Source organism: Pantoea sp. alder81 (assembly GCF_020179835.1).
GTDB lineage: Bacteria > Pseudomonadota > Gammaproteobacteria > Enterobacterales > Enterobacteriaceae > Pantoea.
Genome location: NZ_JAIUDA010000002.1, coordinates 873,324 through 892,165, shown reverse-complemented (window position 1 = coordinate 892,165; position 18,842 = coordinate 873,324). Strand labels below are relative to the sequence as shown.

The 18,842-nt window shown below is 54.8% G+C and carries 17 protein-coding genes; 7 read left to right on the top strand and 10 right to left on the bottom strand.

Going from position 1 to position 18,842, the window contains the following annotated elements; genetic code table 11:
- Nucleotides 1-140: 140 nt before the first annotated feature.
- Entirely contained in the window at nt 141-320 is a 180-nt protein-coding gene (locus tag LBW88_RS09070; RefSeq protein WP_034825711.1) for a hypothetical protein, read from the bottom strand.
- Nucleotides 321-591: 271 nt separating this feature from the next.
- Here LBW88_RS09070 and LBW88_RS09065 point away from each other — a divergent pair, with 271 nt between their 5' ends.
- Entirely contained in the window at nt 592-1,086 is a 495-nt protein-coding gene (locus LBW88_RS09065; protein ID WP_224930595.1) for a DNA-binding protein, read from the top strand.
- A gap of 1 nt (nt 1,087) precedes the next feature.
- Here LBW88_RS09065 and mgtE read toward each other — a convergent pair whose 3' ends face one another.
- From mgtE to ppk1, 5 genes are all read right to left on the bottom strand, one after another.
- Nucleotides 1,088-2,521: a magnesium transporter gene (gene mgtE, locus LBW88_RS09060; RefSeq protein ID WP_224930598.1), complete on the bottom strand. Its 1,434-nt coding sequence runs from the start codon at nt 2,519-2,521 to the stop codon at nt 1,088-1,090.
- Between the two features lie 126 nt (nt 2,522-2,647).
- Nucleotides 2,648-2,836, bottom strand: a complete 189-nt coding sequence (locus LBW88_RS09055) for a YfgG family protein (RefSeq protein ID WP_034825717.1) — start codon at nt 2,834-2,836, stop codon at nt 2,648-2,650.
- 150 nt (nt 2,837-2,986) lie between these two features.
- Nucleotides 2,987-3,586 (bottom strand): tellurite resistance methyltransferase TehB, encoded by a 600-nt coding sequence (tehB, locus tag LBW88_RS09050; protein WP_224930601.1) that lies wholly within the window; start codon nt 3,584-3,586, stop codon nt 2,987-2,989.
- A 27-nt stretch (nt 3,587-3,613) separates the two neighbouring features.
- On the bottom strand, nt 3,614-5,137 hold the full coding sequence (gene ppx, locus LBW88_RS09045) for an exopolyphosphatase (RefSeq protein WP_224930605.1): 1,524 nt from the start codon (nt 5,135-5,137) through the stop codon (nt 3,614-3,616).
- A 5-nt stretch (nt 5,138-5,142) separates the two neighbouring features.
- Nucleotides 5,143-7,203 carry a polyphosphate kinase 1 gene (gene ppk1 / locus LBW88_RS09040; RefSeq protein WP_224930608.1) on the bottom strand — a complete coding sequence of 687 codons (2,061 nt, stop codon included), beginning with the start codon at nt 7,201-7,203 and terminating at the stop codon, nt 5,143-5,145.
- A gap of 182 nt (nt 7,204-7,385) precedes the next feature.
- On the opposite strand from ppk1, the gene LBW88_RS09035 reads away from it, so the two are divergent.
- From LBW88_RS09035 to pstB, 3 genes are read left to right on the top strand one after another with little or no spacing between them, the layout of a single operon-like run.
- Nucleotides 7,386-9,479, top strand: a complete 2,094-nt coding sequence (locus LBW88_RS09035; RefSeq protein WP_224930611.1) for an ABC transporter permease subunit — start codon at nt 7,386-7,388, stop codon at nt 9,477-9,479.
- Complete coding sequence (gene pstA / locus LBW88_RS09030; protein WP_224930614.1) at nt 9,476-11,074, top strand: phosphate ABC transporter permease PstA; 1,599 nt, start codon at nt 9,476-9,478, stop codon at nt 11,072-11,074. The genes LBW88_RS09035 and pstA overlap by 4 nt, the downstream gene beginning before the upstream one ends.
- A gap of 11 nt (nt 11,075-11,085) precedes the next feature.
- Nucleotides 11,086-11,853: a phosphate ABC transporter ATP-binding protein PstB gene (pstB, locus tag LBW88_RS09025; RefSeq protein ID WP_224930617.1), complete on the top strand. Its 768-nt coding sequence runs from the start codon at nt 11,086-11,088 to the stop codon at nt 11,851-11,853.
- A 135-nt stretch (nt 11,854-11,988) separates the two neighbouring features.
- Here pstB and purN read toward each other — a convergent pair whose 3' ends face one another.
- The gene (purN, locus tag LBW88_RS09020) at nt 11,989-12,627 is read right to left on the bottom strand and encodes a phosphoribosylglycinamide formyltransferase (RefSeq protein WP_224930620.1); all 639 of its coding nucleotides are present in this window, start codon (nt 12,625-12,627) and stop codon (nt 11,989-11,991) included.
- Nucleotides 12,624-13,664, bottom strand: a complete 1,041-nt coding sequence (gene purM, locus LBW88_RS09015) for a phosphoribosylformylglycinamidine cyclo-ligase (RefSeq protein ID WP_224930623.1) — start codon at nt 13,662-13,664, stop codon at nt 12,624-12,626. The genes purN and purM overlap by 4 nt, the downstream gene beginning before the upstream one ends.
- A gap of 240 nt (nt 13,665-13,904) precedes the next feature.
- Here purM and upp point away from each other — a divergent pair, with 240 nt between their 5' ends.
- From upp to hda, 3 genes are all read left to right on the top strand, one after another.
- Nucleotides 13,905-14,531, top strand: a complete 627-nt coding sequence (gene upp / locus LBW88_RS09010) for a uracil phosphoribosyltransferase (RefSeq protein WP_100701256.1) — start codon at nt 13,905-13,907, stop codon at nt 14,529-14,531.
- A 191-nt stretch (nt 14,532-14,722) separates the two neighbouring features.
- The gene (gene uraA / locus LBW88_RS09005; protein ID WP_224932006.1) at nt 14,723-16,006 is read left to right on the top strand and encodes a uracil permease; all 1,284 of its coding nucleotides are present in this window, start codon (nt 14,723-14,725) and stop codon (nt 16,004-16,006) included.
- Between the two features lie 93 nt (nt 16,007-16,099).
- On the top strand, nt 16,100-16,801 hold the full coding sequence (gene hda / locus LBW88_RS09000; protein ID WP_034825971.1) for a DnaA inactivator Hda: 702 nt from the start codon (nt 16,100-16,102) through the stop codon (nt 16,799-16,801).
- Here the strand turns inward: hda and arsC are convergent.
- A complete protein-coding gene (arsC, locus tag LBW88_RS08995) occupies nt 16,798-17,145 on the bottom strand; it encodes an arsenate reductase (glutaredoxin) (RefSeq protein WP_224930627.1) in 348 nt (115 codons plus the stop codon). The two genes, hda and arsC, sit on opposite strands and share 4 nt — an antisense overlap.
- 7 nt (nt 17,146-17,152) lie before the next feature.
- Nucleotides 17,153-18,616, bottom strand: a complete 1,464-nt coding sequence (locus tag LBW88_RS08990; RefSeq protein WP_224930629.1) for a tetratricopeptide repeat protein — start codon at nt 18,614-18,616, stop codon at nt 17,153-17,155.
- Between the last annotated feature and the right edge of the window lie 226 nt (nt 18,617-18,842).

The following is an 18,842-nucleotide window of genomic DNA, read 5'->3' as shown; positions in this document are numbered from 1 at the left end:
GTGCGCCCCCTACGAAAACCGCACCGAGCAATGTAGGGGCGCCATTCATGGCGACCAAAGCACTTAAGTGACAAGCATTACGCAATAAATTGCGCCGCTATGGCCAGTAGCGGCGCGATTGATCGCGCAACCGATGAGCATCAGCACACGCCGAAATCGCCTTCTTCGTGATACAAATTCACGCTATCTGCTCTAACTTCGATCTCACGCTTGATGGGATCGTCAATACGCGCACACCATAGCAACTCACCTTCAACCCGTGTTACCTGCATCTTTGGGCCACCGGTTTTCGACTGCACAAAATCATCAACTTTAAACATGCTGTTTTTCCCTCAGGTCAGTGATAGCGCTAAGTGTATATGCGCTTGAACTCAGGCGCGCTTGATTTTGTGCGCTGGAATCCAACCTCAAATGAAATTCGGGATCACAGGATACTTATTGTTTTTTCTTGCCTTAAATGCTGCTGACATAGCATCAAAATATTCGCACTGGCTGTCAGTTGACAACCAAAATTCAGACTATAAGTTGGCATGCAATGTCAGAAAGGAAACGACACCCACACAAAGAAATTGAAATTTTTAAGGATCAAAAATGGAATTTGAATTCACGTTACGTTTTCAGTTGAGTGAAGCTGTTACAGATGATGAGGCCCTGGAGCGACTCGGCGCTGCCGGTTGCACTGATGCGCTGGTGGGCACCGGCGTGGCAGGTAAATTGAGTCTGATGTACTGCCGGGAAGCGGAGAATGCGCAGCAGGCGATTCGCGATGCTTTAGCCGAAGTCACCCAGGCTTTACCCGATGCGGAACTGATTGAAGCGGCCCCCGATCTGGTCGGCCTCACGGATATCGCTGAGTTGATTGGCGTGTCACGTCAAAATATGCGTAAGTTAATGCTCACTCACAGCCCACAGTTCCCACGCCCGATTCATGATGGTAAAACCGCGCTGTGGCACTTGGTTGATGTGGTGGAGTGGCCAAATCAACGCGGCTCATCGCGCGTAACACCAGGCATCAGCGAACTGGCGTACGCAACGTTGCAACTCAATTTGCAGCAGGCGCTGCAACGTTACGCACACTGTCTTTGATTTAATGGTGCAGTAAAAACACCGTCGCCAGACCGAGGAAAATAAAGAAACCACCGGTGTCAGTGATGGCCGTGATCAGCACGCTGGAGCCCACCGCCGGATCGCGTTTCATCTTGGTCATGATCAACGGAATCAGTACACCCATTAGCGCCGCCAGCAGCAGATTCAGCACCATCGCCAGCATCATTACGCCACCGAGTTGCATATTGTCGTACATTAACCAGGTGATGCTGCCCATAATCCCGCCCCAGAACAGCCCGTTGATCAGGGCAACGCCGAGTTCGCGTACCACCAGGAAAGAGAAGTTACCGGGCTCCACCTGATGCAGCGCCAGAGCGCGTACAATCATGGTGATGGTTTGATTACCGGTATTACCGCCAATCCCGGCCACAATCGGCATCAGCGCCGCCAGCGCCACCAGTTGAGAAATGGTCTCTTCAAACAGGCCAATCACGCGAGAAGCGATAAATGCGGTACACAGATTGATGGCAAGCCACGCCCAGCGCTTGCCCACCGCTTTACGCACTGGCGCGAACACGTCCTCGCCCTGGCTGATACCCCCCATCTTACGAATGTTGCTTTCGTTCTCTTCGTTCACCAGATCGATCACATCTTCCACGGTGATACGGCCTATCAACTTGCCATTAGCATCAATAACGGCGGCAGAGATCAGGTTATAACGTTCAAAGGCACTGGCCGCTTCTTCGGCTTTGTCGTCGAGCTGAAAGGTGGTCGGTCGAGCATTCATCACATCAGAAACCAGCGTCTTCGGCTTGTTGAGCAAAATGTCGGTGAGTGTTAACTCACCCAGCAACTGATTCTGCTCGTCGGTGATGAAGATTTTATCGGTGCCGGCCGGCATGCTTTTGCGCTTGCGCAGAAAGCGCTGCACCGTGGCGAGAGTCACGTCAGATCGGACGGTCAGGATATTGAAATCCATCACCTGACCCACGCGGTCGCGATCAAGCTCGATCACTTCCAGCAGGCGTGCACGCAGGTTAGGTTCCAGCGTAGTGAGTAAACGTCCGGTTAAATCGCGCGGCAGATAGCGCGCCAGATATACCTGATCGTCGATGTCCAGCGGCTCAATAGCGTGCAGAATCTCGCGATCAGTCATACCTTCCGTCAGGCTGGCCCAGACGGTTTCTGAAGCTTCGACCAGCACGCGACCGCGCTGCTCGGAGGGCACAAGGCGCCACAATGCCAGACGCTCTTGTTCGGGTAGCGCTTCGAGGATATCCGCTAAGTCAGCCGCATGCAGCAGCTGCAGCTCTTCTTCCAGCTGATGGCGCCAGTCGGTGATCTCCCGCAGCTCAGCGGCATTGAGATCGATAGATTTATCCAGCAGCACATCAACGAGATCGTCTTCGCTGAGGAGAAGATGCAAGATGTGCTGGCGGATTTCAGTTAATTGTTGTGCATACGGAGCAGACATAACGCGTCCCTTGTGTCTGTAAAGTCAGGTCAAAGTGTAGCGCGTTGCGGGTAATCAGGGCGTATTTAGCAGCATTGTCACAAATGGGCAATGTGAAGCGACAAGCAACGATGACCCGCAAGTTCCTTAGCGCGAATCGCTGGTGCTCAGTGTGGTGACCGGCTCAGGTGCGGCTTTTTTTTGCTGATGATGCTCAATAGCACCGGGGATGATGAAAATCAGACGGCCAACCAAAATAAAGAAACTGATCAGCAAAATAATGCGAGTCATGGTACCGGTTTTGGGACGTCTTCGTGCTGGGATGGCGCTGTTCACGCGGGGTGGTTCCTGTAAATGCCCGGTTGGGCGGTGGCAACATTTAGTCACAGTTAGATCGTCAGGTCAATCGCTGTGTGAAAAATGAGCAGTAACGGTTAAGGGGGCGTTGATCAAAATCAGATTAGGCCGCATCACGCGGCCTCGTCATCAATAGCTGGCTTTTTGCGCCAGTAGGGTGGCGAAACGGTATTTAATGCGATCGCCGTTTTCATCCCGGCGATGCAGTTCACCGATATCCTCGTTGTACTTCACGATGTGCCAGTTGCGGTAGTAATTGCTCAACTCGCCGGATTTGAAGGTGAACGGGAAATTCTGTGAGTTGGGATAATCATCCGTGCTCATCGCCGCCACAATCAGGTTATAGCCATATTTCAGCGTACTGGCCTGCATATCGGCAATCAGCTGTGGGATGGATTCCGGTTGCAGGAACATCATTACCACCGTTGAAAGCACAAACTGATAGCCGCCGTTAAAACGCACCTGATTGAGATCGCACAGTTCAGTGCGAATGTTCTCCAGATTCTCTTCCTGAATGATGCTGTTCAGACGCTCAAGGCTGACGGGATTACTATCCCAGGCCGTTACGTCAAAACCATGCTGATTCAGGAGCAGGCTGTTACGGCCCTGGCCGCAGCCAAGATCGAGCGCTTTGCCCACGGTCAGTTTTGGCAGCGCGGCCAACACTTCGGAGTGGGGCAGCGTCAGGCCATATTTCTCCGCGAAATAGTTGTCGGGACGTGTAGTCATAGTGATACAGCGGGCCAGCAGCCCGCGTTACTCCTCTTCCAGCGTCAGTTTCCAGCCGGTGACATCATTCCAGTAGGCTTGTTCGCGTTCCAGATCCAGCTGCACCAGGGTGTTCTGGCTCAGATAGCCGGCAGGGAACGTCAGCGTCCAGTTGCTATCATCGGCAGTCAGCTTGAGTGAATCAGGTTTAGTCGTGGCCTGGCGCTGATTGTTCAGCAACGTGCCCAGACGCAACAGGAACACCATCGGCAGAAACTGTTTCTTTTTAAACAAGGTGAAACGTGGCATCTCATCCTGCTTCACCGCTTTACGATGGTAGCGTACCAGCGTGGCCAGCAGCATCTGTTGATCCTGGTTAAAGCCCGGCATGTTGGAGTTCTGCAAGATGTAAGCCGAATGGCGCTGCATACCGCTGTGATTGATGGTCAATCCCACTTCATGCAGCAGTGCCGCCCATTTCAACAGCGCGGAAAGCTGCGGATTGGCCTGCTTAGGATTTTGATCCAGCCACTGCAGATACAGTTGTTCCGTTGTCTCCAGCACGCGGCGCGCCTGATCGCTATCAATGGCGTAATGATTCGCCAGACTCTGCGCGGTGCGGCTGCGAATATCCTGATGGCGGAAACGACCTTCCATTTCATACAGCACACCTTCACGCAGTGCACCGTCAGACAGACGCAGCTCACGAATCGCCAGTGCATCAAAGGCGCCACACAGAATCGCTAATCCGGGCACAAACACCGCTTTACGCTCTTCCGACAAACCCGGCAGGCTCAGAGCATTGAAAGACTTGTGCTTCAACACCTCGGTCACCAGCATTTCCAGTGTTTCCGGGGTGATCAGCTTCTCTTTCTCGCCCATTGCCAGCAACACTTCGCAGGCGGCTTTAATCGAACCCGATGCGCCTAGCGCATACTGCCAGCCGTGCAGACGATACTGCCAGGCCATGGTTTCCAGCTTCTGTGCTGCAGACAGACGCGCGCGACGGAAATTCTCTGGTGAGATTTCCCCTTTCGGGAAGTAGAGATGAGCAAAGCTGACGCAACCCATGCGGCGGCTTTCCACCAGCTGCGGTTCAAAATCTTCACCGATCACCAGCTCCGTCGAACCGCCGCCAATATCGATCACAAGCTTGCGGCCTTTCTCCGGCTGCGTATGTTCCACGCCCATGAAGATCAAACGAGCTTCTTCATTGCCTGAAATGACTTCAATCGGATACGGGATCACCTCCGCTGCGCGCTGCAGAAACTCTTCGGCGTTGGTGGCGATACGCAGCGTATGCGTACCGACAATGGTGACGTTTGCCGGGCTGAATCCCTGTAAACGCTCAGCAAACAGCGCCAGGCAGCTCAGGCCACGCTCCATCGCTTCTTCATTCAGGCGATTCTGCGCATCCAACCCATCGGCCAGATGCACGCGCTGTTTCAGCCGCCCGAGCACCTGCATGGCACCATCGACCACACGGGCAATCACCATGTGGAAGCTATTAGAGCCCAGATCGATGGCCGCAAATTCCTGCGGTTTCGGCGTACTTTTATGGGAAATTGGCATAGGCGTTATTCGGGTTGTTCCAGTTTCTTGATGTAATCGTAAATGGCCAGCTGCGACCGCACCTTCTTGCGATTGCCGCGCGGAACATAACGGTTACTCAACTCTTTGTCCACGATGCGGGCTTTCACCGTATCACTCAACAGAATGGCGATAATATCCAGTATGCGCTGCTTCACGCGAGGATCGAGGATTGCCACGGCCACCTCAATACGGTGATCGATGTTACGCGTCATCCAGTCTGCGGAGGAGAGATAGACTTTTTTGTCGCCGCCGCTCTCAAAAATATAGACGCGGTCGTGCTCAAGATAACGGTCAACGATGCTGGTGATGCGAATATTTTCGCTGATGCCCGGTAAATCAGGGATCAGAGAGCACATGCCGCGCACCAATAAATTGATCTTCACGCCTGCGGATGATGCGGCATACAGACGATCAACCAAACCGTTATCCACCAGATTGTTAATTTTCAGCGTAATGCCAGCCGGTTTTTTCTGCTGGGCATTGGCAATCTCGGCGTCAATCAGCTTGTACAGCATGTCACGCGAGTTCTGCGGCGATACCAGCAGGTGCTCGAATGTGACCGGGCGATACGGGTTCTCAATAAAGTTAAACACGCGGCGCACTTCATTGGTGATACGCGCATCAGCGGTCAGCAATGAATAGTCAGTATAAATGCGGGCGGTTTTTTCGTTGAAGTTACCGGTACCGATATGCGCATAACGCACAATCTCATCGCCTTCACGACGTGAAATCAGGAACAGCTTGGCGTGAATTTTCAGACCTGGGGCAGAGAAGATTACGTGCACGCCCGCTTCGGTCAGACGCTTCGCCCAGCGAATGTTAGCTTCTTCATCGAAACGCGCCTGCAGCTCAACCACAACGGTAACTTTTTTACCGTTGTACGCCGCGTGGATCATCGCATCCATGATGCGTGAGTTCTTAGCCACACGATAAATGTTGATCTTGATTGCCAGCACATTCGGGTCGAACGAGGCCTGACGCAGCAGTTCCAGTACGTGCTCAAAGGTGTGATACGGATAATAGAGCAGCACATCACGATTACGGATGGCATCGAAACCGTTGCGGAAACCGTCGAAGCCGATGTGGCGAATTTGCGGCAGCGGACGGTTTTCCAGATTGGCTTTACCGACGTTCGGGAAGCCAATGAAGTCTTTAAAGTTGTGGTAGCGGCCACCTGGCACAATCGAATCGTCGTTCGAGATTGCCAGCTTATGGCGCAACATTTCCACCATCGCATCCGGCATGTCACGCTGATACACAAAGCGCACCGGTTCGGCATTGAGACGCTGCTTCAGGCTGGAGGACATCAATTCCAGCAGGCTCGATTCCATCTCGGTCACCAGATCGTACTCGGCATCGCGCGTCATTTTCATCGAATAGGCATTCAGCGCATCGTAATCGAAGAAGCCTTTGAAAATTTCATCCAGGCAGTAACGCAGGATGTTATCCAGCAGGATCATCGGCTTGCGACGACGCGGTGATTCGGCCGGTAAATTGACGAAGCGCGGAACTTTGTCTGACGGGATCTCCAGCAGCGCGTAACGAATATCGTCGCCGCGGATAATTTCGACCGCCAGATAGGTGTAGTCGTCTTTGAGGAACTCAATCAGATCGGTGTCGTGGTTGATCAGAATCGGCGTGACGTGCTGGCGTAATTGATGTTTGAAGTAATAGCGCAGCCAATCTTGCTGATTCGGCGACAGCTGGCGTTCGTTAATCAGAAAGATCTGATTACGTGCCATTTCCAGCAGCAGGTCGTTGTACAGCGCATCGAATTCCTGATCCGATTTCTGCACCCGCAGCTGAATTTTTTTCAGTATATGACGAAGGGACGTTGGCGTGCCTTGCTCCTCACCGATCAGAATGCGACGTTTCAGATCGGCGAAGCGCACTTTGTAGAACTCTTCGAGATTGTTGGAATAGATTCCCAGGAAGCGCATGCGCTCAATCAGCGGGTTAGTCTTGTCCGCGGCTTCCTGTAAAACACGTTCGTTGAAGCTTAACCAGCTTATTTCTTTTTCTATATACAGCTTTTCCTGACCCATTCTGACTCCGTGATGCTGTTGCTGGACGGATTGTCCGGCGGGAAAATCGCAAAAATGCGCCTCCGCTCAGTGTCCATCACCATTATGGCGAGAGTATGGCAAGCTTGTCCAACACCAAAGGTTGTCTTATCAATCAGCTACGGGCAACATAGCGACGTGTTTTCACCTGTAATTTGGCCTGCATGAGCATAAACCGTATCCCTGTCCATTTCAGCGACCGCCGTCGCCGTGCCGTCGATCAGTTTGTTCGTCGCGTGGTGACGGGTTGCGGCGTGGGCATTTTACTGCTGATGCTGCTGTTATTCTTCTGGCTGATTTGGGTGGTGTTACCCCTGTTCAGTGCGCCAGGCATGCAAGCCACCACCAATATCCAACTTTGGGATAAAGCCCCGGTGCTGGCGATGGGCAGCGATGGGCATCTCGGCTGGCGTATCAGCCGCAACGAGGCGCGCTTTATTCCGCTCGATGGGCAACCCGCCGCCGATGCGCTGGTGCTGCAACAGCATCCTGATGCGGCGGTCAACAGCAGCAATAGCAGCAGCGTGCTACTCAATATGCAGGGCGGACTGCTCCTGATGCAACCGCTGATCCACGAAAATCACGGTCAATGGTTCTTCCCGTTTGGCGATCGTCCGCTGCGTCTGGCGCAGGGCGCGGTTACCACCATGGCGCTCACCTCGCTGAGCGATCACCAGTGGCGGATTGCCGCCCAAACGCCGGCAGGCATCAGCGTGATGACGCTGGAGAACCAGCAAACCGTCAATCAGATTCTGTTGCCACATCAGCAAGCCGAGCATTTGCTGTTATCGCCCGATGGCACGCTGCTCTACGCCAGCGAAGGGCGCTTGTTGCGCGTATGGCAAATCACCCCAGAGGGCGCACAACTGCGTGAAACGCAGACCCTCAACCAGCGTCCGCAAAGCCTGCATATTCTCACTGGCGGCCGTACACTGCTGATTCAGGATGAGCAGGGGGTAAAGCAATGGTTTGCCATCGCCGGGGATAAAGGACCGCGACTACAGGAAATTCATACCTTTAATCACAGCCAGGATGCATTAAAGGTTGTACCTGAGGCCCAGCGCCGTGTGTTTGCCACCTTTAATGCTGCGGGTGAGGTCAAACTGTTCGCCAGTAAACAGCAGGGCCCGATTTTGACGCGTCAGCTGGCACCGGGTATTCAGGCGCTGGCGTTTGCTCCGCGCGGCGATGCGCTAATTATTGAACGCGATGGGCAATGGCAACAGTTTGCACTGGATAATCCGTGGCCTGATTTCACCTGGCGCAATTTGTGGCAAAAAATCTGGTATGAAAACTATCCGCAGCCGGATTGGGTATGGCAATCCACCGCCGCTGGCGACAGCTATCAGGCCAAGTTCAGCCTGATACCCATGGTGCTGGGCACGTTAAAAGCCGCCTCGTTAGCGTTACTGTTCGCCACGCCGCTGGCCCTGGCGGCAGCAATGTACACCGCATGGTTTATGTCGCCAGGATTACGCCGCTGGGTGAAACCGGGTATTGAAATGATGGGCGCTTTGCCGAGCGTGGTGATTGGATTGATTGCCGGCGTCTGGCTGGCACCGCACGTGAGTACCGCGCTGGTCGGCGTTTTGCTGTTGCCGCTGGTGCTGGCGGTGACTCTACTGCTGTGCGGCGTTCTCAGTCCGCATTTGCCGCAGCGTTGGCGACGCCCTGGCTTTGAAGTGATTTTGCTGCTGCCGGTATTGCTGGCCGTCACCCTGTTAACGCTGTGGCTGCCTACGCAGCTGTGGCCGGATATCGGTGAGCGGTTAGCGCATTATGAACAACGCAACTTATTGGTTGCGGCGCTGGCGATGGGCTTTGCGCTGGTGCCCCTGATCTTCACGCTGTCTGAAGATGCCTTATTCAGCGTGCCGGGCGCGCTGGGGCAGGGTTCACTGGCGCTGGGCGCCACGCCGTGGCAAACCCTGACGCGCGTGGTATTGCCGGGCGCTTCAGCGGGGATATTTGCCGCTTTGATGATTGGCTTTGGCCGCGCAGTGGGTGAAACCATGATTGTGCTGATGGCCACTGGCAACACGCCAGTGAGTGAAGGCGGCTTATTTGCCGGGCTACGCGCGCTTTCGGCCAACATCGCCATCGAAATGCCTGAAGCGGCAGCGGGCAGTGCGCATTACCGTATTCTGTTCCTGAGTGCGCTGTTGTTACTGATATTCACACTGGTGATCAACACCGTAGCGGAGCTGATCCGTCAACGTTTACGCCAGCGTTATAGCCAGCATGAGGGTCAGGGATGAAAGCGATGCGTCAAAACGATCGCTGGCGCTGGCTGACCGCCGGTGCGGTGGCCGTGTGCTTACTGGCGTTTACCTTGCTGATTGGCCTGCTGGGATGGCAGGGTGTGCGTGCGTTCTGGCCACAGCCAGTGGATCAATACCTGTTCCAGCCGCCGGAAGGTGCTGCGGTGATGGTGCTGGGTGAAACCCTGCACAAACAGCCGCAGGGCGAGCAGTGGCGCTATGTGGTGAAAACCGGTAATCGTGACTTTGCCGCACCGGATTTCCGCGTGCTGTATAGCCAGGGCGCGGCGAAAACGCGTCGCCCAGCAGATGCGATGGTGTTACAGCGCCGCAGCGGCGGTAATGCTTACGGCTGGCTGATTGAGTTGCGGGAAGATAATGAGGTGCTGACCGCGCGCGATCGCGACGCACTGCTGCATCAGCGGCTGGTGCAGGTCCATGAGCAGCTGCGTCAGGCCAGCCATATTCGTCGTGTGCAAATGGCGCGCCTAAATGCACAGCTGGAAAGCCTGCAGCAGCAAGCTGATGAGCAACGGCAACACGGTACTTTCACGCTGCAGGATCAATCGGAATTCGATGCCAATAGTGTGGCGCTGCAGCGGCGCTTCAGCGCGTTAGCCCAGCAGCTGACGCATCTGCAACATGAGAGCGAGCGTGACACTTTGGTGCTGCGCGATGTACAGGGACAGGATCACATCATCCCGCTGGCGCAGGTGGTGGATGCCTGGTATCCGAACGCAATGTCGTTTGGGCAGAAGTTGCAGCACTTCTTCAGTCAGATTTGGCAATTTGTCAGCGATTCCCCGACATCAGGCGGCGGCGAGAGCGGGGCGTTCCCGGCGATTTTTGGCACGGTGCTGATGGTGTTGCTGATGTCGATTATCGTGATGCCGCTGGGTGTGGTGGCGGCAGTGTGGCTGCACGAATATGCCGGGCGTAATGCCTTAACCCGTCTGGTGCGTATAGCGGTGGTGAATCTCGCCGGCGTGCCATCCATTGTGTATGGCGTGTTTGGTCTGGGCTTCTTTGTCTGGTTGATTGGCGGCACTATCGATCAACTGTTCTTCTCGCGCTCGCTACCTAATCCCACCTTTGGCACGCCCGGATTGTTATGGGCCGCGTTAACGCTGGCGCTGCTGACACTGCCGGTGGTGATTGTCGCTACCGAAGAGGGACTGTCACGCATCCCGGATAATCTGCGTCAGGGCTCACTGGCGCTGGGTGCCACACAAGCGGAAACGCTGTGGCGCGTGGTGTTACCGCTGGCGGTTCCCGCTATGCTCACCGGTCTGATTCTGGCCGTGGCGCGTGCGGCGGGGGAAACGGCTCCGCTGATGCTGGTGGGTGTGGTGAAAATGGCCCCGGAACTACCGGTGGATGCGGTATTCCCGTATCTCCATCTGGATCGCAAATTCATGCACCTCGGTTTTCAGATTTACGATCTGGCTTTCCAGAGCCCGAATATCGACGCTGACCGACCGCTGCTCTACGCCACCGCCTTGCTGCTGGTGGTAATAATTCTGTCGCTCAATCTGCTGGCGATGGCGCTACGCCATCGTCTGCGCGAGCGTTACCGCCTAATGACGCACTAAAAGGTTTTTAGATGACGCCCGATTACGACATCGCGTTAACCGTTAATCAGCTGTCGCTGTGGTACGGTGATCGCCAGGCGCTGAACAGTATCGATCTGCGCATCCCGAAAAATCGCATCACGGCGCTGATTGGTCCGTCGGGCTGTGGCAAATCGACGCTGCTGCGCTGCTTTAATCGCATGAATGATGTGATTGATCGTTGCCGCATCGAGGGTGAGATTCTGCTCGATCAGCACGCGGTGATGCAGGCTACTCAGGATCTGCCCGCGCTGCGTCGCCGAATTGGCATGGTGTTTCAGCGTCCAAATCCATTCCCAAAATCTATCTATGAAAACGTGGTGTATGGTTTGCGGCTGCAAGGGGTGCGCGATCGTCGCGTATTGAATGAAGCCTGCGAACGCGCGCTGCGTGCGGCGGCGCTATGGAGTGAGGTGAAGGATCATCTGGCGCAGAATGCGTTGACGCTCTCCAGCGGTCAGCAGCAGCGTCTGGTGATTGCGCGCGCCATCGCGATTGAACCGGAAGTGTTGCTTTTGGATGAGCCGACGTCGGCACTCGATCCGATTTCTACGCTGGTGATTGAAGAGCTGATGACCACGTTAAAGCAGCATTTCACGCTGGTGCTGGTGACGCACAACATGCAGCAGGCGGCGCGCGTGTCAGATTACACGGCGTTTATGCATAACGGGCAACTGGTGGAGTTTGATGAAACCGATCGGATCTTCACTTCGCCAAAAGCGCGCAAAACCGAAGATTACATTACGGGCAGATTTGGTTAAGGGCGAGCATGATATCGGTCGCCATAAATGGCGCCCCTACGAATTTCAGCGCAAGTTGTAGGTAACGCATTCATGCGTACCGAGACCCACGTTCAGCGTAAATTGTAGGGTGCGCATTCATGCGCACCGAGGAATTTATTCGTGCGCGTAACCCTGAGGCGGCAATGGTTGCCCATCCAGCCAGGCTTTTCCTTCACGCATCTGCAAGCGCCCATCGACAAACCAGCCGATCACCAGCGGATAGATCGCATGTTCCTGATGCTGCACGCGTGAGGTGATCTCTTCTTCATCATCTTCAGCAAATACCGGCACGCGGGCCTGCAAAATCACCGGTCCGCCATCCAGCTCATCTGTCACAAAATGTACCGATGTGCCGTGTTCCTCATCGCCATTTTCTAACGCCTGACGATGGGTATGCAGTCCGGGATATTTCGGCAGCAGCGACGGATGGATGTTGATCAAGCGATCGTGATAGTGCGCGACAAACGCCTGGCTAAGAATGCGCATGTAACCGGCCAGCACCACTAAATCCGGCGCATAGGCATCGATTTCCTGCATCAGCTGGCGATCAAAGGCATCGCGGTCGGCAAAATCACTGGCGGCAAGGCTATGACCCGGTACGCTGGCTTCCTGCGCACGCGTCAAACCCAACGCTGAGGCTTTGTTACTGAAAACGGCAGCGACGCTGCCGTTGATACGCCCGCTTTCGCAGGCGTCGAGGATGGACTGAAGATTGCTTCCGTTGCCGGAGATCAGCACAACCAGTTTTTTCATGGATTAATAACCACTCGCTCTTCTGAGTCAGAGGCTTTAATCACACCGATTTTCCACGCCTGCTCACCAGCGTCGGTCATCAGCTGTACCGCTTTATCGGCATCGGCCGGGCTCAGCGCGATGATCATGCCCACGCCGCAGTTAAAGGTACGGTACATTTCGTGACGGCTGACGTTACCAGCCTGCTGCAGCCAGCTGAACACAGACGGCCACTGCCAGCTTTTCTCATCAATCACGGCCTGAGTATTGTCTGGCAGCACGCGTGGGATGTTTTCCCAGAAGCCGCCACCGGTCAGGTGAGAAATCGCGTGCACATCCACCTGCTCGATCAGGCTAAGGATGTTTTTCACGTAAATGCGGGTCGGTGCCAACAGGTGGTCAGCCAATGGCTTGCCATCCAGCTGTTTAGTTTCTGGGTTGGTCTGGCTGACTTCCAGAATCTTGCGCACCAGAGAATAACCGTTCGAATGCGGGCCGCTTGAACCCAGCGCGACCAGAACGTCGCCGTCCTGTACTTTCGAACCGTCAATAATTTCTGATTTTTCCACCACGCCGACGCAGAAACCCGCCACGTCATAGTCTTCACCGTGGTACATGCCTGGCATCTCAGCGGTTTCACCGCCGACCAGCGCACAACCCGACTGCAGGCAACCTTCGGCGATACCCGTGATCACCGCTGAAGCGGTATCCACGTCCAGTTTGCCGGTTGCGTAGTAGTCGAGGAAGAACAGCGGCTCAGCGCCTTGCACAATCAGGTCGTTGACACACATCGCAACCAGATCGATACCGATACTGTCATGACGTTTGAGATCCATCGCCAGACGCAGCTTGGTGCCGACGCCATCGGTTCCGGAGACCAGCACAGGCTCGCGGTATTTCTGCGGCAGCGCACAGAGCGCGCCAAAGCCACCCAATCCACCCATCACTTCCGGGCGGCGAGTTTTCTTTACTACGCCTTTAATACGGTCAACCAGATCGTTACCAGCATCGATATCAACACCGGCGTCTTTGTAGCTGAGAGAGGTTTTGTCGGTCACTGCGGAATCCCCACGCGAATTGCGGTTGGTGGCAAAAATTAAGCGCGCTAATTCTACCAGTGCAGGCAAACGTTTGCGAGTCCCATCTCACGCCGCTTTGCACAGCGCTGATTTTTCGCCAATCATTATGATCACGCGGATCTCGCTAAGCCCTTGACCAATGACAAGTGGCGCGGCGGCAAAAAGGCGGTATAATCCGGCGATTTTTTTTTAGCTCAACTCAATTCCGGGAGAACAATCATGAAGATCGTGGAAGTCAAACACCCGCTGGTCAAACATAAACTGGGCCTGATGCGTGAGCATGATATCAGCACCAAACGCTTCCGCGAGCTGGCCTCGGAAGTGGGCAGCCTGCTGACCTATGAAGCCACCGCCGATCTGGCAACGGAGCGCGTCACCATTGAAGGCTGGAACGGCCCGGTTGACGTTGACCAAATCAAAGGCAAAAAAATCACCGTGGTGCCGATTTTGCGTGCGGGCCTCGGCATGATGGAAGGTGTGCTGGAACACGTACCCAGTGCGCGCATCAGCGTAGTCGGTATCTACCGTGATGAAGAGACGCTGGAGCCAGTGCCGTATTTCCAGAAGCTGGTATCCAATATCGAAGAGCGTCTGGCATTAGTTGTGGATCCAATGCTGGCAACCGGTGGTTCGATGATCGCCACTATCGACCTGCTGAAGAAAGCCGGCTGCAACAGCATTAAAGTGCTGGTGCTGGTGGCAGCCCCGGAAGGGATTGCGGCGCTGGAGAAAGCACATCCGGACGTTGAGCTGTACACCGCGTCAATCGATCAGGGATTGAACGAGAAGGGCTACATCATTCCAGGCTTGGGTGATGCAGGCGACAAGATTTTCGGAACGAAATAAATAAAGCATCCAGCCGGCCAGAGAGTCGGCTTTTTTTTGGCAAAAACACAACAATCATCCCCAAGTCATTCGAGCCATGGCAAGGCGGCAATCGAGGTCATCCCGATGAGCTTACTCCAGTAAGTGATTCGGGTGAACGAGAGCAGCCAACGCAGCCATGGTTTGAAGGACGCAGGGGAAGGGGATAAATGATGACTCGTAGGGCTATCGGGGTAGACGAACGTCCACCGCTGCTGCAAACCATTCCACTCAGCTTGCAACACCTGTTCGCCATGTTCGGCGCCACGGTGCTGGTGCCGATTCTGTTCCACATCAACCCGGCCACCGTTTTGCTGTTCAACGGCGTCGGTACGCTGCTGTATCTGTTTATCTGTAAAGGCAAAATCCCGGCGTATCTGGGTTCGAGCTTTGCCTTTATTTCACCGGTGCTGCTTTTGTTGCCGCTGGGTTATGAAGTGGCGCTGGGCGGCTTTATCCTGTGCGGTTTCCTGTTCTGCGTGGTGGCGCTGATTGTCAAAAAAGCCGGCACCGGCTGGCTGGATGTGATGTTCCCACCGGCCGCGATGGGTGCGATTGTTGCCGTTATCGGCCTTGAGCTGGCAGGTGTCGCTGCCAACATGGCGGGTCTGTTACCGGCAGATGGCACCTCACCTGATAGCAAAACCATCATTATCTCGATGGTGACGCTCGGTGTGACCGTGTTTGGTTCGGTGCTGTTCCGCGGCTTCCTTGCCATTATCCCGATTCTGATCGGCGTGCTGGCGGGCTACGCGCTCTCATCCTTTATGGGCATCGTAAACTGGCAATCCGTTGCCGATGCGCCGTGGTTCGCGTTGCCTACCTTCTACACGCCGCGCTTCGAATGGGCAGCGATGCTGACCATCCTGCCTGCAGCGCTGGTGGTGATTGCCGAGCACGTCGGCCACCTGGTGGTGACGGCGAATATCGTGAAGAAAGATCTGATTCGCGATCCCGGTCTGCATCGCTCAATGTTTGCCAACGGCTTGTCCACCATGATCTCCGGTTTCTTCGGTTCCACGCCAAACACCACTTACGGTGAGAACATCGGCGTGATGGCGATTACCCGCGTATACAGCACCTGGGTGATTGGCGGGGCGGCGATCTTCGCGATTCTGCTCTCGTGCGTAGGTAAACTGGCGGCAGCGATTCAGGCGATCCCGGTACCGGTAATGGGTGGCGTTTCTCTGCTGCTGTACGGGGTGATCGGTGCATCCGGTATTCGCGTATTGATTGAATCTAAAGTGGATTACAACAAAGCGCAGAACCTGATCCTGACTTCGGTGATCCTGATCATCGGCGTCAGTGGTGCCAAAGTGCACATCGGCGCCGCTGAGCTGAAAGGTATGGCGCTGGCAACCATCGTCGGCGTAGCACTGGCACTGATTTTCCGCGTAATCAACCTGTTACGTCCGGAAGAAGTGGTGCTGGATGCCGAAGAAAAGCGCGAAGCCTGATGCGCTTTGCCGGGCAGGGAAGCCCGGTTCATCTCTTGCAAAGATCGTGATAAACTTGCGCCGTTTTCTGCCTGCTCATCCGTTGAGGTACTTCTGAACACGCCGGCACAGCTTTCACTGCCACTCTATTTACCCGATGATGAAACCTTTGCCAGTTTCTGGCCGGGGGAAAATCCGTCTTTGCTGGCGGCGCTGCAAGGCGCACTTTCTCAGCAGCACGGCAGCTATCTCTATTTCTGGTCACGCGAAGGCGGCGGCCGCAGCCACTTATTGCACGCCGCCTGCGCGGAAATGTCTGCGCGTGGTGAAGCGGTAGGTTATGTTCCGCTGGATAAACGCACCTGGTTCGTGCCGGAAGTATTGGATGGTATGGAGAATCTGGCGCTGGTGTGTATCGATAATATCGAATGCATTGCCGGAGACGCAGAGTGGGAGATGGCGATCTTCGATCTCTACAACCGTATCCTGGAAATCGGCAAAACGCGTTTGCTGATCACCGGCGATCGTCCGCCGCGTCAGCTCAATCTCGCACTGCCGGATCTTGCCTCACGGCTCGACTGGGGCCAGATTTATCGCTTACAGCCGCTCTCTGACGAAGACAAATTACAGGCGATGCAGTTGCGGGCCGGACTGCGCGGTTTCGAGTTACCGGAAGATGTCGGGCGCTTCTTGCTGAAACGCCTCGATCGTGAAATGCGTACGCTGTTTGATACGCTCGATCGGCTCGATCGCGCCTCAATCAGCGCGCAACGCAAACTCACCATTCCTTTTGTAAAAGAAGCGCTGGGGCTTTAAACGATCTCCAGCACCGCTTCCGGTGGACGTCCAATACGCGCCTGGTCACCGTTGATCACGATGGGGCGTTCGATCAGTTTTGGATGCGCCACCATTGCCTGCAGCAATTGATCTTCACTCAGATCACTGTCCGCCAGATTCAATTCTTTATACAGATCCTCTTTACGGCGCATCAGTTCGCGTGCACTGCTCATGCCAAGTTGTTGAAGCAAGGTTTTCAGCGCCTGCTCGTCAGGTGGTGTTTCAAGATACAGCACCACATCCGGCTCGATACCCTTATCCTGCAACAGCGCCAGGGTTTCGCGGCTCTTGCTGCAACGCGGGTTGTGATAAATGCTCACCATGATTTTTTTATCCTTTCTGATACTGACGGAACCGCTTTTGCAATTCCCGGAACTGGTCGATGCGGGCATCGTAACGCGCCTGTTTCAAACTGCCGAGCGGCACCTGCGCGCTGGCACTGCTTAAAGTGGTGATTGCTTGGTCGAGCTGCCCATTCAGCGCTAATCCTTCCGCACGTGCAGATAACTCTTCATCTCGTAACCCTTGCGCCGCGGAAGCCTGCGCCAGCAAATCCCAGGCATTGACATCATCCGGGTGTGCAAAGGTATAGCGATTCAGAATGCGGCTGGCGTTCGCCGGCTGTTTGGCTTCCACATAAGCGTTAGCAAGGTTGAGCTGTAATACCGGACTGGTGCTGCTGCCTTTGGCGCTGGTCAGCATGCTGATGGCCTGCTGCGGCTGATTCAGACCAATATCGATATCCGTCATGATATCAAGGAACCAAATATTATCCGGCTGTTTGGCGAGCATCGGTGCGATGATCTTTTTCGCGTTGTCGAAGCTTTTCGCCTGCAGGAATTGCACCGCTTTACCGTATTGCGAGGCCATCTGCTCACGCGAATTACCTTTGGCGTACTCATTTAACAGGTCATCGGTCAGTTGATTGCGGCCAGTGGCGTACATGCCCAACGAACGCACCTTCGCCATATAGAACCCTTCCGATGACTGCACCACCACCGGGCGCATCTGGTTAGCACGATTTCGGGCATCGGCTAAACGGCTATCCGGCAAGGGGTGCGTCAGCAAAATTTCCGGCGGTTTGGAGGAGAAGCGGCTTTGATCGGCGAGCTTTTGCAGGAAACTCGGCATTGCCTGCGGATCGAAACCGGCGCGTTGCAGCACCTGAATACCGATGCGGTCGGCTTCCTGCTCGTTGGCCTGAGTGAAGCTGATCATGCCCTGCTGCGTGCCCGCCAAAGTACCGGTTAACGCCGCCATCCCGGCCTGCGGGCTGGCAATGGCTAACAGAATAGAACCCAATGCACCGACCCACGTGAGAGGCGCATTGCGTTTCTGCTCTTCCATTGCACGCGCCAGGTGACGTTGCGTGACGTGAGAGATTTCGTGCGCCATCACCGATGCCAGTTGGCTTTCATTATCGGTATAGCGGAACAGTGACGAATGCAGCACCACATTGCCGCCGAAGAAGGCGAAGGCATTGAGTTCGTCATTCTGGATCAAAAAGAAATGAAACGGCGTGCGCACCGAGTTTGCGTGGGCGACCAGGCGTTGGCCGAGCTCATTGATGTATTGATTGAGAAGCGGATCGTTAATCAGCGGCGCACTGGCGCGCAGTTGGCGCACATAGAAGTCGCCAATTTGTAATTCCTGATTAATAGAAAGCGTCGAACCCGCCGTGGTTCCCATATCGGGCAGATTATCACTCACGTCAGCGCGCACCGAGAGCGCGGGCGTCAGCAGCAGCGTAGGAATAAGGGCCGCCAGCACTGATTTCTTCAACCGGTTAAACATGCCTTGATCCTGTAAAAGTCACCTGCAATTGGACAGGTAAGTCGTTCAAATGTTCTGCGCGTACTTTCCTTTGACGCAGCGGTTCTATCTTAACCAGCGGGCGGTAACAAGCAAATGAAGAAGCGACACAGGCTTAAAATGAAAAAATGGTTACCGCAGGCGTTAATTGCAGCAAAAAATTGAATAGCCCGCCATGACCAGGTTAGCGCTTTTACAGGCCAGGAAG